This window comes from Mangrovibacillus sp. Mu-81, assembly GCF_036867415.1.
Taxonomy (GTDB): Bacteria; Bacillota; Bacilli; order Bacillales; family Bacillaceae_B; genus Rossellomorea.
The window spans coordinates 146,292-170,179 of record NZ_JBAJHU010000008.1 but is presented as its reverse complement, the minus strand read 5'-3'; the positions used below and the strand labels follow the sequence as shown (position 1 = coordinate 170,179).

22 protein-coding genes and 2 other annotated features are annotated in these 23,888 nt (G+C 42.0%); of the genes, 3 read left to right on the top strand and 19 right to left on the bottom strand.

All coding sequences use genetic code 11. The features are described from left to right. Positions 1-1,012: 1,012 nt before the first annotated feature. The 12 genes from V6B33_RS16355 to V6B33_RS16300 all read right to left on the bottom strand — a co-directional run bounded on the left by V6B33_RS16355 (position 1,013) and on the right by V6B33_RS16300 (position 12,078). A complete protein-coding gene (locus tag V6B33_RS16355) occupies positions 1,013-1,183 on the bottom strand; it encodes a hypothetical protein (protein WP_334218819.1) in 171 nt (56 codons plus the stop codon). A 144-nt stretch (positions 1,184-1,327) separates the two neighbouring features. Further along, the gene (gene trpA / locus V6B33_RS16350) at positions 1,328-2,122 is read right to left on the bottom strand and encodes a tryptophan synthase subunit alpha (RefSeq protein WP_334218818.1); all 795 of its coding nucleotides are present in this window, start codon (positions 2,120-2,122) and stop codon (positions 1,328-1,330) included. After that, a complete protein-coding gene (gene trpB, locus V6B33_RS16345) occupies positions 2,115-3,317 on the bottom strand; it encodes a tryptophan synthase subunit beta (RefSeq protein ID WP_334218817.1) in 1,203 nt (400 codons plus the stop codon). The genes trpA and trpB overlap by 8 nt, the downstream gene beginning before the upstream one ends. Then, entirely contained in the window at positions 3,314-3,952 is a 639-nt protein-coding gene (locus V6B33_RS16340; protein ID WP_334218816.1) for a phosphoribosylanthranilate isomerase, read from the bottom strand. Before V6B33_RS16340 ends, trpB begins: the two co-directional genes overlap by 4 nt. Position 3,953: 1 nt before the next feature. After that, positions 3,954-4,736, bottom strand: coding sequence for an indole-3-glycerol phosphate synthase TrpC (trpC, locus tag V6B33_RS16335; protein WP_334218815.1), 783 nt, complete (start codon positions 4,734-4,736; stop codon positions 3,954-3,956). Then, positions 4,737-5,762 carry an anthranilate phosphoribosyltransferase gene (gene trpD, locus V6B33_RS16330; protein WP_334218814.1) on the bottom strand — a complete coding sequence of 342 codons (1,026 nt, stop codon included), beginning with the start codon at positions 5,760-5,762 and terminating at the stop codon, positions 4,737-4,739. Further along, a complete protein-coding gene (locus V6B33_RS16325) occupies positions 5,734-6,345 on the bottom strand; it encodes an anthranilate synthase component II (RefSeq protein WP_334218813.1) in 612 nt (203 codons plus the stop codon). The genes trpD and V6B33_RS16325 overlap by 29 nt, the downstream gene beginning before the upstream one ends. Then, positions 6,342-7,727 carry an anthranilate synthase component I gene (gene trpE / locus V6B33_RS16320; RefSeq protein ID WP_334218812.1) on the bottom strand — a complete coding sequence of 462 codons (1,386 nt, stop codon included), beginning with the start codon at positions 7,725-7,727 and terminating at the stop codon, positions 6,342-6,344. Before trpE ends, V6B33_RS16325 begins: the two co-directional genes overlap by 4 nt. 59 nt (positions 7,728-7,786) lie before the next feature. Then, positions 7,787-8,036: a binding site (T-box leader), on the bottom strand. 44 nt (positions 8,037-8,080) lie between these two features. Next, positions 8,081-8,328: a binding site (T-box leader), on the bottom strand. A 73-nt stretch (positions 8,329-8,401) separates the two neighbouring features. Further along, a complete protein-coding gene (locus tag V6B33_RS16315; RefSeq protein ID WP_334218811.1) occupies positions 8,402-9,295 on the bottom strand; it encodes a GNAT family N-acetyltransferase in 894 nt (297 codons plus the stop codon). Positions 9,296-9,364: 69 nt separating this feature from the next. Further along, on the bottom strand, positions 9,365-10,795 hold the full coding sequence (gene panF, locus V6B33_RS16310) for a sodium/pantothenate symporter (RefSeq protein ID WP_334218831.1): 1,431 nt from the start codon (positions 10,793-10,795) through the stop codon (positions 9,365-9,367). Then, entirely contained in the window at positions 10,788-11,096 is a 309-nt protein-coding gene (locus V6B33_RS16305; protein WP_334218810.1) for a YhdT family protein, read from the bottom strand. The genes panF and V6B33_RS16305 overlap by 8 nt, the downstream gene beginning before the upstream one ends. 238 nt (positions 11,097-11,334) lie before the next feature. After that, positions 11,335-12,078 (bottom strand): YwaF family protein, encoded by a 744-nt coding sequence (locus V6B33_RS16300; RefSeq protein ID WP_334218809.1) that lies wholly within the window; start codon positions 12,076-12,078, stop codon positions 11,335-11,337. A 166-nt stretch (positions 12,079-12,244) separates the two neighbouring features. Here V6B33_RS16300 and V6B33_RS16295 point away from each other — a divergent pair, with 166 nt between their 5' ends. Then, complete coding sequence (locus V6B33_RS16295) at positions 12,245-13,795, top strand: hypothetical protein (RefSeq protein WP_334218808.1); 1,551 nt, start codon at positions 12,245-12,247, stop codon at positions 13,793-13,795. Between the two features lie 53 nt (positions 13,796-13,848). Here the strand turns inward: V6B33_RS16295 and V6B33_RS16290 are convergent, their stop codons facing one another. Then, positions 13,849-14,517 carry a phosphatase PAP2 family protein gene (locus V6B33_RS16290; RefSeq protein ID WP_334218807.1) on the bottom strand — a complete coding sequence of 223 codons (669 nt, stop codon included), beginning with the start codon at positions 14,515-14,517 and terminating at the stop codon, positions 13,849-13,851. A gap of 28 nt (positions 14,518-14,545) precedes the next feature. Next, positions 14,546-15,388: a non-homologous end joining protein Ku gene (gene ku / locus V6B33_RS16285; protein WP_334218806.1), complete on the bottom strand. Its 843-nt coding sequence runs from the start codon at positions 15,386-15,388 to the stop codon at positions 14,546-14,548. A gap of 150 nt (positions 15,389-15,538) precedes the next feature. On the opposite strand from ku, the gene V6B33_RS16280 reads away from it, so the two are divergent. Continuing rightward, the gene (locus V6B33_RS16280; RefSeq protein WP_334218830.1) at positions 15,539-17,365 is read left to right on the top strand and encodes a DNA ligase D; all 1,827 of its coding nucleotides are present in this window, start codon (positions 15,539-15,541) and stop codon (positions 17,363-17,365) included. 34 nt (positions 17,366-17,399) lie between these two features. Here the strand turns inward: V6B33_RS16280 and dapF are convergent, their stop codons facing one another. After that, positions 17,400-18,395 (bottom strand): diaminopimelate epimerase, encoded by a 996-nt coding sequence (dapF, locus tag V6B33_RS16275; RefSeq protein WP_334218805.1) that lies wholly within the window; start codon positions 18,393-18,395, stop codon positions 17,400-17,402. A 251-nt stretch (positions 18,396-18,646) separates the two neighbouring features. Here dapF and V6B33_RS16270 point away from each other — a divergent pair, with 251 nt between their 5' ends. Beyond that, positions 18,647-18,940 carry a hypothetical protein gene (locus V6B33_RS16270; protein WP_334218804.1) on the top strand — a complete coding sequence of 98 codons (294 nt, stop codon included), beginning with the start codon at positions 18,647-18,649 and terminating at the stop codon, positions 18,938-18,940. A gap of 4 nt (positions 18,941-18,944) precedes the next feature. On the opposite strand, the gene V6B33_RS16265 is transcribed toward V6B33_RS16270, so the two are convergent. The 4 genes from V6B33_RS16265 to V6B33_RS16250 form a co-directional block, all read right to left on the bottom strand. Further along, positions 18,945-20,186, bottom strand: coding sequence for an EAL and HDOD domain-containing protein (locus V6B33_RS16265; RefSeq protein WP_334218803.1), 1,242 nt, complete (start codon positions 20,184-20,186; stop codon positions 18,945-18,947). Positions 20,187-20,671: 485 nt separating this feature from the next. After that, positions 20,672-21,961 carry an NCS2 family permease gene (locus V6B33_RS16260; RefSeq protein WP_334218802.1) on the bottom strand — a complete coding sequence of 430 codons (1,290 nt, stop codon included), beginning with the start codon at positions 21,959-21,961 and terminating at the stop codon, positions 20,672-20,674. 202 nt (positions 21,962-22,163) lie between these two features. Further along, on the bottom strand, positions 22,164-22,634 hold the full coding sequence (gene ribH / locus V6B33_RS16255) for a 6,7-dimethyl-8-ribityllumazine synthase (RefSeq protein ID WP_334218801.1): 471 nt from the start codon (positions 22,632-22,634) through the stop codon (positions 22,164-22,166). A gap of 56 nt (positions 22,635-22,690) precedes the next feature. Continuing rightward, positions 22,691-23,884 carry a bifunctional 3,4-dihydroxy-2-butanone-4-phosphate synthase/GTP cyclohydrolase II gene (locus tag V6B33_RS16250; protein ID WP_334218800.1) on the bottom strand — a complete coding sequence of 398 codons (1,194 nt, stop codon included), beginning with the start codon at positions 23,882-23,884 and terminating at the stop codon, positions 22,691-22,693. Positions 23,885-23,888: the final 4 nt, after the last annotated feature.

Sequence of the window (23,888 nt, the reverse complement as noted above, 5' to 3'; positions counted from 1 at the left end):
AAGCCTGCGGGGTCTCACTTGTCTAGCTGCAGGGCTTAGAGGCACATGTCATAAGCCAAACCGACCACCAAGAAGCCAAAGAGCACATTTTAGGTCGATTCGTCTTATGACACCAGCCTCTGAGCAAAGCCCTTCCGCTTTTCTAATAAGCTACTTTTCCCGCAGGAATCTTCGTCTTGCACTCCAATCAACCGCTCGAACAAGCTATATACATAATGGACATATGAACAAAGCTAATAAAAACCAGAACTTACTTGAAGTTAGAGTTCGAATTAGTTCGGGTTTTATTCAGACTAAAGCACTTTTGTCCCAGCCTCATTTTTCATCTCAAGATAAGCACTGGTTAGCGATTTTCATATCTACAATAATATCCAGAAAATAAGCTACTAAAATAAGGAGAGAAAATCCTCTTATTGAGGAAATAGCACGAAAAATAGAGTGAATAGAGGGAAAAAATCCCCCTATTTACTCCAAAAGCATGAAAATGCCATTTCACTTGCCTTAAAGGAAAAAACTCCCATTATATCCCACGAAGCTAGCCCTATTCTGCAGGATAAAGGAAAAAACTCCCCTTATTTAAGCATTCAGAGGTTACTCACAATGAAGGATGAAAAAAATGTCTGCTTCATTTATCTGCCTCTAAAAATCAACACCCCCCTGCTAGATAAATATCATTCGCAGCACACCAATTGGTATAACAATTAGCATGTGAATTTTCATGCTGACAAAAACTTATGAGACCATGTTAAAAGGGGTTCGAAATTCAGGGCAGATTTACCGTATATTTTTCAACCCCTATATATATCAACAAAAAGAAGCAGTCTAATTCAGTTACGAATAGGACTGCTAATATTTTTTGTATTCGAAATCCGAACCCGTTATAAAAATTACTGCAGGTTATATATTTACAACTGGTAGAACGAGGTCACCTGTCCTGTGCAAGTATATTTAAAGATATGGATTTCCCCAATGAATAAACGGCCAATCCATCTAGGATTGGCCGTTCATATCTTTATTCTTCAGTCTTCTCTTCAGTGCTGCTGCCTTCATCAGTAGTTGATTCTTCTTCCATCTGTTCTTCTGTTCCTGTGTCATCTTCCGTGTCACCGCTGCATCCGGCTGCGAATCCAATTACTGATACCGACGTCAAAAGCATTAATAACCATTTTTTCATTGATTTCATTTTTTTGCCTCCTAATTAGATGCATTTGTAATACACCTCTATCATAATGATTTTTCTTCGATAGAGAAGGCTATTTACCATAAATCAACTTTTCTTTAGAGGGTCTTAACTTTATCATAACGAAGTTTACAAAGTAATCTTTAATCAGTTTTTTTGCATTGTATTAGCTTTAGCTGCATCGATTAACTCTTTGATTTCGCTGATCCTGTTCTCTTGAAGGAGGTCGATGATTCTGCTTCCTACTACGACTCCATCACATTCCTCAGTCATTTCTTTCACATGTTCGGGCGTAGAAATACCAAATCCTGCAAGGACTGGTACATTGCTATATTCCTTCAATACTTGCAGATGAGCACCGATTTGCTTGTTTACATCATTTCTTGCCCCAGTTGTACCATTAATGGTCACGGCATATAGAAATCCTTCCGTCAGCTCTGCAAGTTCACTGATTCGTTCTCGGGAACTTGTCAAGGTGGCAAGCTGGATGATCGCTATCCCATGTTTTTCAGCAGGCGCGGATATCAAGTCAAGATGCTCTGCAGGAAGGTCCGGAATGATCAGTCCGTCCACCCCGGCTTCTTCACATCGATTGAAAAAACGATCGATGCCAAATTTATAAACAGGATTTATATAAGTCATGAAAACTAACGGGATACTGATTTCCTCTCTTCTTAATACCAGCTCATCCAGTATTTGCGTTAATGTGATCCCTTTTTTCAGAGCCCTCTTCCCCGCTTTTTGAATGGTGGGTCCGTCAGCTACAGGGTCTGAAAAAGGAATGCCTACCTCGATTGCGGTCGCTCCGGCTTCTTCAAGCTGTTTCAAAGTGTTAATAAAACCACCGATTCCTCCGTCTCCTGCCATAATGTAAGGGATGAATAATTTATTTCCTTTATTCAATTCATATTGAAATGTTTGATCCATAAACACTTTACCCATTCTCCTTACCTCCTAACAATTCCTTCACTTGTTCCACGTCTTTATCCCCTCTGCCCGACAGACAAATGACGATCGATTCGTGAGGTTTCATACTCTTGGCTAAATGCAACGCATATGCAACAGCATGTGAACTTTCCAAAGCGGGAATGATCCCTTCAGTTTGGGAAAGCATTTTGAACGCATTCAGCGCCTCTTCATCAGAAATGGAAGTATATTGCACTCTATTAATATCCTTCAAGTAACTGTGTTCAGGACCGACACCCGGATAATCCAGTCCCGCAGAGACTGAGTGGGCTTCCTGAATCTGGCCGTCATCATCCTGCAGCAGATACATCAAGCTTCCATGCAGTATCCCCGGTGTTCCTTTCGTAAGTGTTGCCGCATGTTTATCTGAATCAAGTCCCGAACCTGCTGCCTCTACACCATATAATTTAATCTCTTTATCATCAATAAACGGGTGAAACATACCAATTGCATTGCTTCCTCCTCCAACGCATGCCACGATCGCTTGCGGGAGAGTGTTTTCTTTCTCCAGGAATTGTTCCTTTGTTTCTTTACCTATTACACTTTGAAAATCCCGTACAATTTTCGGAAATGGATGCGGTCCAAGAACAGAGCCGATGATATAGTGAGTATCTTCCACATTCGTCACCCAGTATCGCAGGGCTTCATTTACTGCATCCTTCAACGTGGCGCTGCCAGCAGTAACGCTTACCACTTTTGCGCCAAGCAGTTCCATGCGGAATACATTCAATTTCTGTCTTCTGATATCTTCTTCGCCCATGAAGATGACACATTCAAGGTTCAGCAATGCACAAACTGTAGCAGTGGCTACCCCATGCTGACCCGCCCCGGTTTCAGCTACAATCTTTCGTTTGCCCATACGCTCGGCTAATAGTGCCTGACCGATTGTATTATTGATTTTGTGGGCTCCGGTATGGTTCAGATCTTCCCTTTTCAAGTATAATTTTGCTCCGCCAACTTTTTCTGATAAATTTCCCGCAAAGTATAGTGGGGTTTTTCTCCCGACGTAATCAGTAAGATAATACCTGAGATTCTGCTGAAATTCCTCGTCCTGTGAAGCTTCTGTGTAGGCAGCTTCAAGCTCTTTCACTGCTTTCATCAACGTTTCGGGAACGTATTTCCCACCAAACTGTCCAAATAACCCTTTCTCGTCCGGCTGTGCATAAATCATTGTAACTCCCCGCTTTCACTGTCTGAATTTATTTCTCTTACTTCCTTGATGAACTCCACAATTTTTTCTTTATCTTTGATGCCGCCGCTTTCCACTCCACTGGAAACGTCGACCATGTATGGCCTTACTTTTTTGATTGCTTCCCTTATGTTTTCCTTCTTCAATCCTCCTGCGAGTATCAATCTGCGATTATTGGAATGATAGTCTCTGAGATAATCCCAGTCGAAAGAGGTGCCATTCCCTCCCCTGTATGGTCCTTTTCCGCTGTCAACAAGGATCATCTCTTCGCCGAATTCCGGCAATTTGTCTAAATCATTTTTTTCTTTAATAGAAACAGCCTTAATGTAAGGTATGTTCAAGCCCCTGCAAAAGGCGGGACTTTCATCCCCATGGAGCTGTACATAGTCAAGATTCGCCATTTTCACTGCTGATTGGAGTTCTTTCTTGGATGCATTCACAAACACACCGATTCGCAGAATACTTTCAGGAAGTGAGTCTGAGATGGCAGCCGCCTTTTCCAGAGTAATCCTCCGTCTACTGTCGGCAAAGATAAAGCCCACAGCATCTGCTCCTGCATCGACAGCCCACTGGGCAGCTTCCAGGTGCTGAATCCCGCATACTTTTACTTTAGTCATATCACTTCCCCCTTAAAACCTGCAAAGAGGCGAGTGTGCTGGCACAATCATTGCTTCTCATTAATGTTTCCCCGACCAGTACTCCATGAACACCAGCCTTTGCAGCCTTTTCACAGTCTGCCTCATGTTTAATCCCGCTTTCACTGATGAGAATGATATCTTTATTATTAACGATTGTTCCGAGTCTTTCCGTTACTTCCAGACTGACCTCGAACGTTTTTAAATTGCGATTATTGATACCGATGATATGCGCCCCCATCTCCACGGCCGCTTTCATTTCTTCTTCATTGTGCACTTCTACCAGAACTTCAAGCCCCTTGCTTTCAGCATAGTCAAACAGGGAGTGCAGAGTAGATTCATCCAGCGCAGCCACAATCAGGAGAATGATGTTTGCACCTGCATCTTCAGCACGGTCGATCTGTACGGGATCAAGAATGAAATCCTTGCATAAGATCGGGATGGAAACCTCCTTCCTTACTTTTGCCAGGTCATCCATCGAACCTTTAAAGAAGTGAGTGTCTGTCAATACAGAAATGGCCGCGGCACCAGCCATTTCGTATTCTTTCGCTTGCTGGGCGGGATCTACCTCCAATCTGATATCACCTTTGGAAGGGGATGCCCGTTTTATTTCTGCAATCACCTGCAATCTGTCCGCTTTTCCTAAAGAATCGTACAATCTGTTTGTATGCTTAATTGACTGATTAAATGGTTTATAACCCCGTTCTTTCAATTCTTTTATTTCACCAGTTTTCATTTTTATGATTTCTTGAAGTATTGTAGACACTTATATCACCTGCTTTCTCTTTTGTTGACTGAAACGAATGAGCGATTGAAGGGTTTCTTTTGCTTTTCCTGAAATGATGCTTTCCCTGGCAGTTTCCACTCCTTCAGCAATAGTTGAGACACTGCCATGAGCATACAAAGCAATTCCGGCATTGAATAGGACAGTGTCCAGATGCGCACCTTGCTTACCTTCCAAGACATTTTGCAGAATCCGTGCATTATCTGCCGCCTCTCCCCCCCTAATCATTGAATTTGGATAATGGGGCAGTCCGACATCCTTACCTTCCAAGGTGAAATGGGTTATCGAGCCGTTTTCCAGAAGAACCAGATGATTTTCCCCTGCAAGCGATGCTTCATCCATATAATCAGCTCCATTTAATACAATCGCCCTTTTTCTGCCGAGTGCATTCAGCACCTTGGCCATCGTTTCAAGCTTATCTCTCCTGTACACTCCGATAAGCTGGGTTTCAAGCTGTACAGGGTTCGTTAGCGGTCCGATCAAGTTGAAGATCGTTGGAATTTTCATTTCTTTCCTTACTTTCATAATCCTTTTTAAACCTGCATGGATATGAGGTGCGTACAGAAACGCGATATTGCATTCCGAAAGAAGCGTGTTGATATCATTCGAATGAAAATCCAGAGATACGCCCATTTGCTCGAGCACGTCGGCACTGCCGGTTTTACTGGAAATGCTCCTGTTTCCATGCTTTGCCACCTTCACTCCCGCTCCGGCCAATACAAATGCACTCGCCGTACTGATATTGAAACTGTTCGAACCGTCTCCTCCTGTTCCGCAGTTATCCAATACTCCCCTCATTTTGCTTCTTACAGGCAGTGCCATTTCCCTTAGTACCTCCACAAGTCCCGCGATTTCATCAACAGATTCACCTTTCGTTTTCATGAGGGTCAGGAAACAGGCAATTTGACTTTCTGTTGTGTCTTCGCTGAATAATTCTTGTGCAGCTTTTCTCATCTCAGCTTTTTCTAAAGAATGTCCGTTAGATAGCTTTTGCAGAAACTGTTTCACGGTTACTCTCCTTTCTCATCTCATCCAAAAAGTTTTTCAGCATTTTTCTCCCGGTATCAGTCCCAATCGATTCCGGATGAAATTGAACACCGAAAACTGGGTATCTCATATGCTGAATGGCCATGATTTCTTTGTCGTCCATCGATAATGCACTTATTTTGAATTGCGGGGGGAGTGATTCTTTGTCAATGATCAGTGAATGGTACCTCATCACGCTGAGCGGCTGGCTTAAATATTGGAATATTCCATGTCCGTCATGATGGATCAGCGATGTTTTCCCGTGCATGATATGGTCAGCAATGATGATATTTGCGCCAAATGCTGCTCCGATTGCCTGATGTCCAAGACAAACGCCCAAAATAGGCATTCTAGTGTGAAGATTCTGGATAATCTCGATGCAGATCCCCGCATTTTCAGGTGTACCGGGACCTGGCGACAGGACGATTCCAGATGGATTCATCTCCCGAATTTCGTTCAACGTGATCTCGTCATTTCTTTTTATCAGGACTTCTTCACCCAATTCATTGATATACTGATACAGGTTATATGTGAAAGAATCATAGTTGTCGATGAGTAAAATCATCCTCCCACCTCCAGTAAAGACTTAGCTTTATTCATCGTTTCTTCGTATTCACTTTTCGGATCAGAGTCATATACAATACCTGCCCCTGCCTGGACATAAGCTGTTTTATCTTTCAGAACCAGTGTCCGGATGGCCAATGCGAAATCCAGATTGCCGTTCGCCCCTATATAACCGATGGCGCCGGAGTATACTCCCCTTTTCTTCACCTCAAGCTCATTTATGATCTGCATCGCCCGGATTTTAGGCGCGCCGCTTACAGTCCCTGCCGGCAAACAGCTTACCAGTGCCTCTAAAGGGGTTATGTCTGCTTTTAAATTCCCTTTCACTTCCGATACCAGATGCATCACATATTTATACCGTTCAACCAACATGTATTTCGTTAAGGTGATGGACCCAGTTTCACATACTTTTCCTAAATCGTTCCTTCCTAAATCGACCAGCATCCTGTGTTCCGCTATTTCTTTCTCATCCGAAGCCAATTCATTTTCCAATCGATGATCTTCATCTTCCGTTGACCCCCTTTTTCTTGTGCCGGCAATCGGGTTTGTCGTAATCCTTCTGCCCTCGACTTTTACCAGGCTTTCAGGGGAAGCACCCAACACGACATATTCATCAAAGTCTATGAAAAACATATACGGCGACGGGTTGGATTGCCTGAGTCTTCTGTAGAAGCTGAACGAATCCCCGGTGAATGAGGCGCTCATCCTCTGAGAAAGAACCACCTGGAAGATATCTCCTTTCCGGATGTGGTCTTTAGCCGATTTGACTTTACCCATAAACTCCTGTTCTGACATTTGAGACTCAAAATGCACGCCTTTCAACTGAACTTCGTTGACATCAAGGTGTACATTTGTTATTTGACTTTCCACTTCTCTGATCTTCTTTTCAAGATTTCCTTCAACCGCATCCAGAACCACGATCGTCATTTTTTGTTCAACATGATCATATACAATCACTTTTTCGTAAAACATCAAATGAATGTCGGGCATATTCATTTCATCCTGTGGAATTGATCCAATGTCTTCGTATTGGCGGATGACATCATACCCGAGATACCCGACTCCTCCACCGGTAAAAGGTATACTCAGCTCTTGATGATTCACGGTTGGTATCAGCTCCTGGATGATTTCGATCGGCCTTCCTTCCCGCTCTTCTACTACCCCGGTATGGTTATTCAAGATTTGTACCCGGTCCCCGTAAGCTTTACATTCAAATAATGGATCACTTCCAACGAAAGAATATCGTCCTGACTGTTCATGCTTCAATGAACTTTCCAGCAAAAACTTTTTTGTACCCTTCAATGTTTGATAAAGGGAAATGGGTGTGTACAGATCTCCATTTATCTCTTTCACTGCATAATTGACTGCCTCTTGTTGTTTCACTTTCCATTCCTCCAATCGAAATAAAAAAAGTCCCCTATAAACACAGATTTAATGTGTTTATAGAGGACGATGCTGACCGCGGTGCCACCTCAGGTTGGAGTAAGAATCTTACTCCCTCTTCATTTCGAATACAGGGGTTAGACCCGATATTCTATCCATATAACGGTGGAATCCCGTATGACCCTACTCCAATATTCAAGTCATCTCTCATAAGTCCATTCCACTTAAGCTCGCCTGCCAAGGTCTCACCGTTCCCCGGCTCTCTGTAAAGATTCCCTTAAGTGTACTCTTCTTATTCAACGATTTATGATTATATAATTTTGCAAATAAAAAAGGGCATCTCTTCTCCTTATAAAAAGGACGAGATACCCGTGGTGCCACCTTTGTTGACTGCCTGAACAGTCCACTTTACCGCATCGAAGCCCCATGCTTGAATGCGAGTCTTCTGTAACGATAAGACATTCGCCAAATCCTACTCCCCGGCAGGGTTTCGGTTTGGAGGCTCGGAAGTCCATTCGCCCATGCATCCACACTAGTTCACACCAGCCACTAGCTCTCTTAAGTGTCTGCAAAGGGTACTCCTCTTCGTCAAAGCCATTCGCTCATTAATTTATTGTTTATTATATTAATCTGTTTAACTATAGATGTCAATACAAAAGAAAATATTTTTTTAATCACTTAATATTGACCATTAGTGAATCGCATATTGGTTCGTATCCGATTTCCATATAAATTTTATTGGAAGTCGGGTTATCAAGATCGGTGTAAAGGGTACAAAAATCGAATTCTTTCAATAAAATCGCACTTAATTTCGCTACAACGGCGGATGCATATCCTTTTTTTCTATACTGCTTCGGTGTATAGACAAAATTCACTGTGATCCCGTTGTCTGTCCATCTCCCGCCTCTAGCCATGGATACAGGTCTTCCGTCAACTTCCCAAAAGTAAACAAATTTTTCATTTGCAATCATATCTTGCGCCCTTTCGAGAGCATCTTGCTTGGATAAAGTGTTGATACCTGTTTCTTCTGTAAAACCAATTATCCACTCTGCAAGAAGTTTAATGTCTTTATCTTTTACTCTTACAAAACTGCCTTCAGGAATCGAAATGTTATTTACATGGTCCAGCTTGTATATTCGTTGTTTCATACTTATTTCATGGTCGCTGGAGGTCAGCTTGCACCAGACTTCTATTAGTTTTAGAGCAGTAGTCTTTTCAGAGACAAATCCCGGTATGGTGATTCCTTCCTCACTTAAAAGTTTATTCAGTTCCACCGCAATGGTGTGGCAGTCTTTCTCTTCTATTTCAAGAACAGCCACCAAATGATGCGGCGGAGTCATGATGAATGCACCCTTCACCAGAGTTCCTTCACCCTCTACACATACTAGAAGAGGGTCTTTATACCGGTTACCCGTCCTAATACTGTTCAACAGTCCCAATGGTAAATTATTTTCTGCTTCCTTTCGAAGAAGAAATGGATTCACTCGGCTGTAATAGCTATTGATATCTTTATATTTTGTCAGTTTCCAACTCATATTCCCCACCTCACTTACTAGTTCTATTTTCATGCATCATTCTCCTTCTCACAAATATGGGGACAGTCCTTTATACAGTTAAAGGACTGTCCCCGCTGGTCATCAGCTGAATACATTCCGCTTGGTGATCAGCGAGACGGAAATGTACATGATGAACGATATGAGAATTGGGAAAACGACAGTGTGCATATCTAAATAGTTCGGCAGGAAACTGTGAAATAAAATGTATGAAATCAAGCCGGAGATCATGGAAGCCAAGGCACCGTATGCATTCCCGGATTCCCAGTATAATCCCAGAACGATCGGCCAGATGAATACTGCTTCCAAACCACCGAATGAAAATAAATTGAGCCAGATGATCAGCTCAGGCGGGCTAAGAGCCATTAGGAATACGGCTATTCCGGTAATGGAGGTAACGAGGAAGCTCATCTTCCTGACCTTTTTTTCACTTGCGTCTTTATTGATATAGTTCATGTAAAGATCCTTTACAACAGCAGAGGAGACAATCAATAAGAGCGAATCCACGGTTGACATGATTGCAGCCATCGGAGCTGCCAGGACTATGCCGGCAAGCCAAGGCGGCAGTACTTCCAAGGCAAGGAGAGGCATGACTTTGTCCGCTGCCTCAACCCCAGGCATTACCGCACGTGCAAGCACCCCGATCAGATGCATCCCAAGCATGATCGATCCGACTACAATCGTCCCGATAATCAGGGCACGATGCAAGGAGCGTGAATTTTTATAACTCATGGCCCTTACAGCTACTTGCGGCAGGCCTACCACACCAACACCCACCAGTATCCAGAAGGAGGAAATATACCTGGCACTCAATTCACCGCTTGCACCATTTGGACTTAGCAGATTGGGATTTTCTGCTTTTAATTCCATCATGATATTTTCCATGCCGCCTCCTGCCACAATCGTCGCAATCAATAAGATCATCGTACCTCCAAGCATGACGACTCCCTGGATTGCATCGGTGACTGCCACCGCCTTGAATCCCCCGATAATAACATAAACAAGCACTGAAACGGCAAATAGAAATAACGCACTCTTATAAGAAAGACCGGTTAAAGATTCAATAAGCCTTGCTCCTCCCACCCATTGGGCGATCATTGCTGAGAACAGGAAAATGATAATGCTGAGTGCGGATAGAATCGTAATATAATGATTTTTATAACGTCCTTGTAAATAATCGACCAAGGTCACCGCATTATATTTCCTTGACATGATGGCAAACTTTTTACCAAGAACAAGAAGGACGAAGTACCCTGTTACAACTTGCGACATCGCTAACAGCACCCAAGATAAACCGAATGAATAAGCTGCACCAGGTCCTCCAATGAAGCTGCTTGCACTTCCATATGTAGCAATCATGGTCATCGCCAGAATGAACCCACCAAGCTGCCTGCTGCCGAGGAAATAATCCTGTACAAAAGAATCGGCTTTCCCGATGTTTCTTGAAGAATAAACTCCAACTATGAAAATGATGATTAAAAAAATGATCAAAGGAACCAATGCCATGTTATTCACGATATTCACCCTCATCTTCCTCAAAAGGAATATCCGTCAGCATATACTTGACTACAAACACCACTAAAATGACCATCAGCAGAAATCCGGCAATACAGCTGTAAAAAAACCACGCCGGCATTCCCAGTACCCACCCATATCCTGAAACGGGGCCACCGCCAAGACCGAAGGCAAAGCCATACCACCAGATAAAATTAATTACAACTAAGACAATTCCGATCAGTGCTTCGCGGTGAGCGATATGAAACCGTTTATCTTCTTTTTCATTCACTCTTTTTTCACTCCTTTTTCTTATCAACATTTTCAATTTACGACAGGCGGCGGTGAAATGCAATAACTTCCTGTATACAAAGGAAAAGAGACAATCCCGGAGCTGTGCACTCCGGGATTGTCTCTACGATTTATTAAAGGGGGGTAATCATGAACCATTCTCCAATATAGAAAGAAAGAGGGGGAAACTCTTTTATTTTCATTGAGAATGATTTTCAATATCATTGTAATTCTTCTATCAAGGTTTGTCAACAATAATTAAAAAAGTTTTATGTTTGAGCTTTTTCCTTACTCATGAACTCTGAAATTTCATGATTCCTTCTTTTCCCGGCAAGAGATTTAAACAATAGGTAATTCAAAGAAAAGACGATCACTGCCGCAATTTCAAGATTGATAAAATATGTGATCCCATCCCCAAACCATAATAAGGGAGTCTTCCCTTCAGGCGGTCCTGACAAAAAGAAGTAGTTCGAACCGCTTACTTTATTCACAATAAGTATGGGGACTGCTAAACAATTGACTAAGCCAAGACCGTAAAGAATGGATCTCTTTCGCAGCGGGTATTGGTCGTAGAAAAATAAATAAATAACCATCAATGGAATGGCCATGTGATGAAGAAAATATTTGATATACCTATAATGTGGAAAAGCATACGGAATATCTGGAGTGATAAGTGCAAGTATGGGAGGGATGAAGCCAATATAGAGGAATAGATAAAATAACCTGCTGCCCCGTTTGAAATACAAATAGATGCCTATGAAGGTACTGATGCTGCAAAGATGGAGGGGTAATGTCGTTTGAACGGACCAAAGTCCATTGGATATCGTCCAAATTTGATAACTGCCTTCAGAAATACAAAGAGTACACAAAAGAATCGTTCCGATCCATTTAACATTTGTCAATTTGGATAAGCACAGTAACATTCCAGCAATCATGAAAGCAAACACTAACAATGTCAAAAGGTGTACACTTGAAAACATCTGAAAGTTCATCATCTTTTCCGGTGAAAACATATCATCCACTCCCTTGCTTTTCATCGTTAATGAAACGGCAGCCGAGACGGAAAATTATTTTCTTAATAAAACATACAGAAGGAAAAATTTGGTGTCAATACGATTGAATTGTGGTAAAATTCTAAATTGAAATCAAAATATAGAAAGAGAGATTAGGGGGATTTTGATGAAAGAAAAACTAACTTCATTCGGTATACCTATCTTGCTGATACTGCTGCTATTGGGTGCACTCTTTGCTCATCAATTACTGGAGGTCAAGAAACAGCCCCAGCCTGACTGGAGCCGGTCGGTTCCATTAGGATTCACGACAGGGGAACGCCCTCAGGTATTCTTCAATAAGGAGAGCTTATTTTTGACTGATAACGGAAAAGTACGTGAATTGGCTTTCGATGATCAATTAAACATTAAAGAAGAATCTGTCCAGAATACAAAAATAACCCGAGGTTTCCCGTTCTGGTCAAACGGTTCTACCTTTATTCAATTGAAGTCAGGTCAACTGGTTTCCACAGAAAACAACGAGGATACTGTCCTCGCAGTAGAAGCAACCGGGCTGAGTACATCTGGTGACAAAATCTACTATTGGGTGGACAGCACGCTTTATTCTTTGAACCCGGCTGATTTGACCAGCAAAGAGATACATACTTTCTCAAAAGATATCATGGAAGTATATCAAGGCGGCAGCGGCACTTCGGTTATCCAGGAACAGATAAATGACTCATCTGCCGTTCTACATTATATGGATGAAAACGAGAAAATAGTCGGTAATCCTTTTGCTTCAGTAAAGATTTCCACCAATCACCATATCGACGGCCTGACGTTTAAGATAGAAAACGGTCATCTGACAGTTCTATATAATGAGGAACAAAGGTCGCAGGGTGTATTGAGCTATTCGATCATGAAATTGGATACTTCTTTGAGTCAATTAGGCACAGAAACTCTTACTCCTGAGAAGCTGAAGTTCAAGAATGTGGCTTCAGGTGAGCCACTTCAAGGTCCGCGTTCAGCAAAATTAGTAACGGTTGATGAAAGTAATGCCATTCTTTTCACTTCTGAAGGACATAAAGTGAGTGATAATAATGCCGTCAGTGTATACTTGGCTCCTCTGGATGATTCAGTGCTTCTCGAGGCAGAACCAATAGGAACCACCAAACATTATTCCTATTTCCCCCTTCAGCTAACAGATGAAAGCATCGCATGGCTGGACTATGATGGAGATACATATGAACTTTTCGGTGCTTCTCAAGATCCAGATGTTATTTCTGCAAGTGTGCAACTTACGAACCGCAGTGTTAAGGAAGCGGTCAACAATAGTATCATCATGCTGTTCAGCAGTGTCATCACCATAATGACCTCTTTCTACTGGGTACTGCCATCATTATTTCTGCTGATCCTGTTGTATATGTTCAGACCGAATATTTTTGAGAAAGACGGGATTAACTGGGTTGAGTATGCTTCAATACTCATATTCCTGATCATGCCATTAACCTTTATAAATAAAGCGATGAATGGATATTTTTATTTTGCAGCTCCTGAATACCTCACCTTTTCAGGAAGCGGTTATGTAGGACTCCTGATCATCACCCTGCTGACGGCGATGGTTTGGAAATTTGGACGAAACCCTGATTGGGGTACTTTCGGGGGAGTTTTTTATTTCATGGGCGTATATATCCTTCTTTACGTCACTTCATTTGGTCCATATATTTTCAATCTATATTAATATAGTCATAACTGAGAGACAAAAACCTGAAGCGGTATTCCGTTTCAGGTTTTTCATTCATTGGCATATTTCCAATCACTTCGTTTATAAAAATATATATACAGCGCTATACAAAGAGTGAGCCAGCCTCCGCCCGCTGAAAATCCGCCTATAATATCACTCGGAAAATGAACACCAAGATATACCCTGCTGATACCTATAAGTAAAATAAGCATTGAAAGGCAGCAGACACTTATCCATTTATAAATCTTTCTGTCGAATGCTCGAAAAAGTATAAACGCTACTGAACCGTAAAAGATGAACGATCCCATTGAGTGTCCGCTCGGAAAGCTGTAGCCCCCTTGTTCAATCAAGGCTTCGATATCTGGCCTGTCCCGCTTGAAAATCCATTTTAACACCCAATTGAAACAAGCCCCCAAGCCTACAGTCAAGGCAACAAAGATTGCGAGTGGATATTTTCTCATAAATAACAAAACGATGACGACCCCTATCGTGCAGATACTGAGCCACTTGACACCTCCCAAAAAGGTGATGGAAGTCATCACGATGGTCAGCTTTGGTGAAACAAAAGCATGAACGACATCAAAGACCCCATTGTCGAAGCCGGATATCTCATTTTCCTTCCACTCTTCTACAATTGAAACAAATCCCCAAGTGAATATACCTAAACAGATTATAGATATGACGAAAAATACTGTTTTCTTAAGTTGTCTCTCCTCCAACGTGTTTCTCCTTCCCACTTAATACTTTTTATTGTGCTTTCTTCTTAGCCGTTGTTTTCTTTTTGGCCGGTTTCTTTTTAGCGGCAGTTTTCTTTTCCGGTTTTGTGGAATCAATTGAAGCTTGAAGCGCTGCCATCAAATCAGTCACATTTTCTTTTGGAGCCTTTTCTTTAGCAGTCACTACCTTCTCACCGGTCTGCTTGGATTCGATCAACTGGCTCAACCGCTCCCGGTATTCATCGTGATAATTTTCCGGCTGGAACTCAGAAGTCAATTGTTCAATCAGCATGGTGGCCGTTTCTAATTCTTTTTCCGAGATATCATCGCTCTCAGGCACATTCGGAACATCTTTTGAAGTCCGTACTTCATCCGGGTAATGAATCGTTTCCATCACCAATGTATTTTCATAGACCCTCACCACTGAAAGTTGTTCTTTTGATCTCATTGTAATTTTGGCTATCCCAACTTTCCCGGACGTCAATAAGGCTTTCCTTAACAGTGTATAAGCTTTCTTTCCTCCATCATTCGGCGAAACAAAATAACTTCGGTCATAGAAAATCGGATCGATTTCATCTATTTTGATGAAATCCAGAATTTCTACTGTCTTTTCTGCATTTGCTTCCTTTATTTGATTCAGTTCATCTTCCTCCAACACCACAAATTTGCCTTTCGTTACCTCATATCCCTTTACGATGTCTGAATGATCGATTTCTTTATCACATACGGGACATACTTTCTCATATTTGATCGGAGTGTGGCATTCTTTATGAAGAGAACGCAGTTTTATATCCCGATCTTCAGTGGCAGAATGCAGTTTGATTGGAATATTTACCAACCCGAAACTAATTGAACCTTTCCAAATGGTATGCAATACAATACCCTCCTTTTTGTATACTGAATCTCATTAACTTTATCTTTTAGTTACTTATTGCACTTCATTCCCATAAACATTTGGAAATAATCAATGCGTGTCGTGGCCACACTATGATAAAAACGTTCAAGGTGATGCGAATTGAAGCCAATGCTGCCTACCCTTACAGACAATCTTCCTTTAAAGGGGAAATGGAATTACGAGGTGAAGTATGATGGATTCAGAGGGATTTTAAGGATTGATGATACAGAAGAAATTAGCCTGAGAAGCAGGAACAATAAGGATTTACTCGCTCATTTCCCAGAAATTGAAGAGTATATTAAAGAACTGATGAACCACACTTCGCTGCGGCTTCCACTCATACTCGACGGTGAAATTGTCATTTTGCGATCACCGGCAAGCTCTGAGTTTTATGAACTGCAAATCAGGGGAAGGATGAAAAACAAAAAGAATATAAGCAAATCCTCCTCTCAAAGACCTGCTAAGTTCCTGGCTTTCGATCTTATTCAAAGCGGGGACGTATCATGGTGCACCCACCCATACAGCAAGCGGAAAAAAGAATTGAAGAATCTGTTTTCCACACTTGAGTTACCCCTTGAACCTGATCCCTCAAACCAGGATGTCATTCAAATGGTTCCTTTCTCGACTAACTGGGATTCGATTTGGAATATAGTGACTGATGAAGAGGGTGAAGGCGTAGTCGCAAAGCTCTCAGACAGCAAGTGGGAAGAAGGAAAAAGGAGTGCATCCTGGCTTAAAGTAAAGAATTGGAAAAAATGTCTGTGTTTTATCACTTCCGTAGATATGAATAACGATTATTTCCATATCGGAGTCTTTGAAGGTGATAAAGTCAAAGGGATTGGATCATTCCATTTTGGCATTTCCGCGAATAATAAAAGAACGTTGAAGGAAATTATTCAAAGAAATCAATCTCGGAAAGAAGGCAGTCATTATTATATCAACCCGGCTATTTGTGTAGAGGTGGTGTACTTAAATTGGTATGAGGAGCAGCTAAGAGAGCCGCATTTTCGTCAGTTTATGTTTTCATCCCGTCCTGAAGAATGCACGTTGGAACGATTTCTACAGGATGAGGCAAGTTTACCCATGAGTGTGGATATCACTCATCCGGAAAAACCGCTTTGGAAAGAACCACCTCTGGAGAAATTGGATTATATCCGTTACCTTCGAAGGATTTCAGTCGTTTTGCTCCCTTTCCTGAGAAATCGTGCATTAACCTGTATCAGGTATCCTCATGGCATGTTTGGAGAATCCTTTTTTCAAAAAAACGTCCCTGATTATGCGCCTGAATTCGTTGAAACACAAGCACAGGATGGAATTGAATATATTGAATGCAATGCATTGGATAGCCTGATGTGGCTGGGAAATCAATTGGCTCTCGAATTTCATATCCCATTCCAGAAAGCGGGTCAACAAGATGTCAATGAAATCGTGTTTGATCTGGATCCTCCCGGCAGAGAACAATTTCCTTTAGCGGTTAAGGCGGCTCTTATCATGAAGGAGTTATTTGACGGCATGCGGTTACAGAGCTTCGTCAAAACATCGGGCAATAAAGGTCTGCAGATTTATATTCCGCTGCCTTCAGGGTTCTCCTGGAAAGATACAGGTTTATTCACTGAGTTCATCGCTGATTACCTTGTATCCAATCATCCGGCAGATTTCACGATTGAGCGGATGAAAAAAAACAGGAAAGGAAGGCTTTATGTAGATTACATTCAGCATGGAGAAGGGAAGACCATCATCGCCCCCTATTCATTAAGAGGGAATGATAAAGCTCTGGTAGCTGCGCCTCTGTGGTGGCATGAAGTAAAAGAAGGATTAAATCCCGAGCAATTTACGATGCAAGAAGTATTAAGCCGTCTTACCCGTTTCGGCTGTCCATTCAGTCAATATGACCGGGTAAAAGATTCTCAGCCGTTTCATGAAGTGATCAGCTTTCTGAGAGGGAATGGAAAATAATGAGCCTGGACGGTCATCGTCCAGGCTCATTCCCCTATGCTTTACTGAATACTTTACTGTCTACAACCAATTTGGAGTGCTTCTGTAGAAGACCGTAAGCATCCTCTTCATTGAAATCTGTTTTAGAGATCAACTCGAAAGATTCAGGCTGTGACAAAGAGAGCTCCAGTTCAGCTGCAAACAAATAAGTAGCATTCCCGATCAATTCCATAAAGTATTGACCGTCCTCCTTACGATTGACCACTACCCTTACCTTTCCACCATTATTATACACATCGATTTCTTCACCGAGTTCATTCTGACCAAGCAGACATGTGACCAAACTGGAAGCTGACATTGCGGTTCCGCACGCATTGGTAAACCCTACTCCTCGTTCATATGTACGGACATAAATCGTACCCCTCGCCATTGTATGCACAAAGCTGACATTCACTCCATCCGGGAACAGGTTATTCGGCCCGTTAACCGTTTCTGAAATCGCCTTCTGCTGGTTGGATATGATGGTTTCGGCATCTACCATACTGATTAGATGCGGGTTTGGCACGGCTAAAACCGTAAAGTGAAGATTTTCGGATATCTCAGGGATCTTCTTATCAACCAATCTTGAAAAATTCATATTCATCGGTACTTTATCAAGTTCAAAAAATACAGGAGAGATTTCCACATTGAATGTGGGGATATCATCATAAATGGCAGGGGCAGATGCCACTTTCAAATCTGCTTTCATTGTTTCGATGATGATTTCTTCTTTGCCCACTAATTCACTAACATACCGGCCTGCGCATCTGAGACCATTCCCGCACATGGATGCTTCGGAACCATCTGCATTGAATACCCTCATGGCGGCATGGCACCGTTCGCTTTTCAGGACAAATAATATCCCATCCGCCCCTAATCCTTTTTGCCTGTCGCATAATGACAGTGCAAGATTTTGTCTTGCTTCTTCTGTAAACGAATAAGGGTTGGAGATTTCATCAATCAGTAAGAAGTCATTCCCCGAACCGTGACATTTAATAAGATTTATATTCATTTTGAACCCTCCGTTGCTTTCAATCTGACAGACTGTTATCTTCGATCTGCCTCAATTGCCAAAGTCTGATTTTATCATAAGCTTGCCATAAACCATTTCATTTGGCAATGTGAAGTAATGATTCTCTATCAGTTTACTACATGGATTCAAACAATGTGTTCAGCAGCATGCTTTTTACTGAAAATCCCTGTGAAAACCGGTACAATTTAAATAGATTCAATGTATTTGGATGATTAGTGAGGTGATGATTGATGGAAGAGTTATTATTCCGTTTTCAAGTGAAAGATGTCAGCGAAGCCGGGGATGAATATCATTCAAGGGATGTTCTTGTGTTGGCGAAGATAATGAACCAAAATAAAGACCTTCTTCAAGAAGGCCTATTCAGGGTGCGATATAATTCGATCGGCATCTATCCATTCCCGGCGGATATCGCTCAGCAAATCAGTTCCAGGAATGTGCAGCGGCTTCTGCTTATGGAGTTAAAAAGATATATAAAACCGCAGAGGAAATTCCTTAAACCAGGCACTTATAAACCAATCTGGTAATCGGTCAATGTGAGATTTCCTGAATGAGGAGCTCTTCCGCCCATAGACAGGCTTGTTGATAACTTTCCGAAATATCCTGCTCAGTCAGGTTGAGCATATCCATTCTCTCATCAAGAGCTGTCCATTCAGCTTTTTCTACCGAAATGACCAATTCCAGCATATCCTTTAGCTCATTTGTTCGGCCGATCAACGCGTTACAAATTTCATCGTTTAACGGTAAATCATCAAGGATCCTCTTCATAGGGACCCCAAGGATGGTATCCATCAAAGAGAACAAACCGGTAAGGAAATAACTGGATGTGTTGACAGGACCGTTCATTTTTTTGGCTGCAAGCTCACACATTTTGGCCCTTGTAAGACATAATGTGATGACTTCATTCTCCATTTTTTCCCTGGAAACAGCCTGTTCCCTCACTGCCAGCACGTAAATCCATCTTTTGATTTCCATTAATCCCAATAACACGATTGCTTGACGGATGGAGTGGATTTTATGTTTAGGCCGGTATGCAGGAGAATTGATCAATTTTAATAGTTTGTAAGATAAAGATAGATCTTGTTCAATCAATCCGCTGATCACATCAATGCTCGGTTCTGACATTTCGAGACTTTGAATGATAGAATAGTATGAATGAAAATAGGCGGGAACATCATGAGACCCGATAATGTTCGGTTTACAGAAAAAGTAACCCTGAAAATAATGATAGCCCCGTTGTCTTGCAAGCTGATACTGTTCTTCTGTTTCGACTTTCTCCGCGATCAGCTTAAATCCCAATAAACTTGATAATACTTCGATGCTCCTTCTCATTTCACTTGTTGTCGACTGAAAGTCCACTTTCACAAAATCAGCCGCCCTCATCAGTTCTTTGGAATAAGGGTTCGATTCGTTGAAGATGAAATCATCAAGTGCAATCTTGTAACCAAGTTTCTTTAGTTCCATACAGATTTTCACCACATCAAGGCTGGGCTCGACCGACTCAAGTACTTCGACCACGATTTCCCTGGGGTTAAAGTAAGTCGGTATCTTTAATCTTAGAAGATTTTCAGTAAAATTTATGAAACATGGCTTTCCGGATGATAAAGAATCGATTCCGATATTCAGAAAGCTATTTATTATGACATCTGCTGTTGCCTGATCGCCATCAATATCAGGAAACATATTCAGCTGATTATGCCTGTATAGAAGTTCATAGGCTGCCTTTTCCTCATTCAAATCAAAAATGGGCTGCCTTGCAACAAATACTTCCATTCTCCCCACTCCTGCCAAATCCCCATAAGTAACCAATATATGTATTTTTTGTAGTTATTTAGATTTGTATTTTCTCTTAATAATATCAAGGAATATGTGGAAAGTCTACGGAATTTGTAAATTTAAGGATGCTGAGGAGAAGCAGGTTAGTTTAGTAAAAAACAAGAAAGAGGCTGAAAAAAAAATAAATACTATACTCTATAGATGAACTATATCTGGTTAAACTTTTTATTAACTTTTAAATACCGCTATTGATTTCCGTGTATGACTTCGCTTTCTGCGGGGTCTCACCTGTCTCGCTTTTCCCGCAGGAATCTGCGTCTTGCACTCCAATCAACCGCTGAAACAAGTTAATATTAATAACAATCTTTAAAGACCTATAAAAAATCCGAACTAATTCGAATTCTAATTAAAGAATTTGAATTAAAGTTCGGATTTTTATTTAGCTAAAACACTTTTGTCCCAGCCTTTTACTTTATGTTTTATTAATGAATCGAATGAACAAAGAAGTTCATGAGGAATAGTCCGGCTATGATGTAAAGGGGGATGGATACTTCCCTTGCTTTACCTGTAGCCATCTTCAAGATCGGATACATGATGAATCCGATTGCGATACCGTCTGCAATGCTATAAGTGAAAGGAATCATCGCAATGATAAAAATCGCCGGAAATGCTTCGGTCAGATCTCTGAGATCCATATGGCGGATGTTCTGTATCATCAACCCGCCGATGATAATCAGGATCGGAGCGATGGCATGGTCCGGAATCCACTTTAAATAGGGAATGAACATGACAGATCCAAGGAATAATACTCCTGTTGTCAGAGAAGTCAACCCTGTTCTGCCCCCTGCTGTCATAGCCGCTGCACTTTCAACCGTCGCCACAGTCGGGCTTGTTCCGAAGAATCCCGATGTGAAAGCAGAAAAAGCATTTGCCTGAAAAGCTTTCGGATATTTGTGAGGCTGTCCGATCATATCGACATGACCATGAATCAGGCCGATGTTCTCAAATACAAGGACCATCGTAACAGAGAATACTGCAATCCAAAATGGGATCTTCACAATAGAATCAAAAGAGATCTGTCCGAAAACCTGACCATATTCACTCCAATGAAAGGACCCTCCAGAAATGGAAGGTTCAATTCCAAATAAGAAACCGAGCAGGGTTCCGAAAGCGATACTCCAGAGAAATTGTCCTTTTACATTGCGGATAAAAAGAAAAATCGTAACCAAAAAGGTCAGCACGGTCGCCAGCACTTTTAATTCCCCAAAGTCACCGATGGTAATGAGGGCAGAGTCCCCTCTTTGGATCAGACCGCCTTTTTCCAGACCGATAAACATCAAAAACATTCCAAGACCGACCGTAATCGCCTCTTTTAATGTTTTTGGGATGGCGTCCGATAATATTTTTGAAAGCTTTGTAAAAGCAATGACCATGAACAGTATCCCTGAAACTACGACAACTGCTAAAGCTTCCTGCCACATCAAACCTGAAGATTTGACCAGGGTGAAAGTAAACATCGCGTTAATGCCCATTCCCGGAACCAGAAGTATTGGTGCATTCGCCCAGAAAGCCATCACCAAACACCCAACAAAGGAAGCCAGTATCGTAGCCATTACCGCCCCTTCAAATGGAATTCCAGCTTCAGAAAGAATGAGTGCATTGACAGCAATGATGTACACAATCGTAAAATAACCAATTGCACCGGCCATTATCTCCTGCTTGAACGTGGTACCATGATCCTTCAATTGAAAAATACCTTTACGCTCGTTCATATAATCTTCCTATAAAACTGCCCTCTCCCTACCCGCTCATCCCCAAAAGGGTGAGCCACAAGATACTATTCTAGCAAATAAGGAGGGGTTTGCCAATAAGAATTGTTACCAAGTGATTGAGATTTGCTCATAAACCAACTTTAATAAGGAAATTAGCTTGAAGGCCGGCACCTTTTCGGAACCGGCCTTCTTTCATATTTGTTTATTTATCTATTTCACGTACAAGATTGGCCATTTCGATGGCTGAGACTGCTGCTTCCCAGCCTTTGTTCCCGGCTTTCGTTCCTGCACGTTCGATTGCCTGTTCAATCGTGTCCGTCGTCAGCACCCCGAAGATGACCGGTATGTCTTCTTGCAGGGCAAGATTCGCAACTCCCTTGGCGACTTCTCCGCTTACATATTCAAAGTGGGCAGTTGCACCGCGTATAACCGTTCCAAGCGTAATGACTGCATCATATTTTCCTGAACGAGCCAGCTTTTTTGCAATCATCGGAATCTCGAATGCACCGGGTACCCACGTGACAGAGATGTCACTTTCGTCGATGCCGTGTCTTTTCAGGGCATCCTCCGCACCACCAAGAAGCTTCGATGTAATGAACTCATTAAAACGTGAAACGACAATTGCCACTTTTAGACCGGAACCAACTAAGTTTCCTTCATAAATTGTTTTCATTTTCTAATTCCTCCAGTTGAATTGATTTTACCGTCACAGGCAGCTTTCGGTATATTCTAAAATTTCAATAAATGCCCAAGCTTCGAATGTTTTGTCTTTAAGTATTTTTCATTTTCCAGTTTTGCCGGCATTTGAATCGGCACCCGGTCAACTATTTCAAGTCCGTAACCGTTGATGCCTGCAATTTTTCGGGGGTTATTGGTTAAAAGCCGGATACGCTGAATATGCAGATCCCTTAGTATTTGTGCACCTATACCGTATTCCCTCAAATCTGCCCCGAACCCGAGCTTATGATTAGCTTCAACGGTATCAAGCCCTTCTTCCTGGAGTTTGTAGGCTTTCAGTTTATTGATTAGACCAATGCCGCGTCCTTCCTGTCTCATATACAGGAGAACACCTTTCCCCGCTTCTTCTATTTGTGTCAGTGCAGTCGCAAGCTGAGGTCCGCAGTCACACCGGTTCGAACCGAACACATCCCCCGTCAGGCATTCGGAATGGACACGGACTAATATATCCTCATCTTCTTTCCATTCACCCTTGACCAGGGCGATATGTTCTTTACCTGTCAGGATTTCTGTGTATGCAACAGCCTTGAACTGACCAAATTCAGTCGGTAATTCGATTTCCACTTCACGTGTCACAAGTACTTCTTTCTTACGGCGGTAGCGAATCAAATCTTCTATCGTAATCATCTTCAAATCCCATTTTTCAGCTACCATTTTTAATTCAGGCACTCTTGCCATTGTGCCGTCTTCGTTCATGATTTCACAGATGACACCAGCCGGCACTGCCCCTGCAAGGGAGGCGAGATCAACCGCAGCTTCCGTGTGGCCTGCACGTTTCAGTACTCCGCCTTTCTTGGCGACAAGCGGGAAAACATGTCCGGGACGTTTGAAATCTTCCGGAAGGGACGACGGATTCAACAGCTGCCGGATGGTTTCCGAACGTTCAAATGCACTGATTCCCGTCGTGGATGAACGGTGGTCGATACTAATCGTAAAAGCAGTCCCGTGTGGATCAGTATTTTCATCAGTCATCGGCGAAAACTTTAACTTATTGGATAATTCTTCTGTAATTGGCGCACAAATCAGACCCCTTCCTTCTTTCGCCATGAAATTGATGACTTCAGGTGTGGCTTTTTCGGCAAGTGCCACAAAGTCGCCTTCATTCTCACGATTTTCATCATCCACTACGATGACTATCTTGCCTTTTTTAAGATCTTCTATTGCTTCTTCGATCGAATGAAACACATGA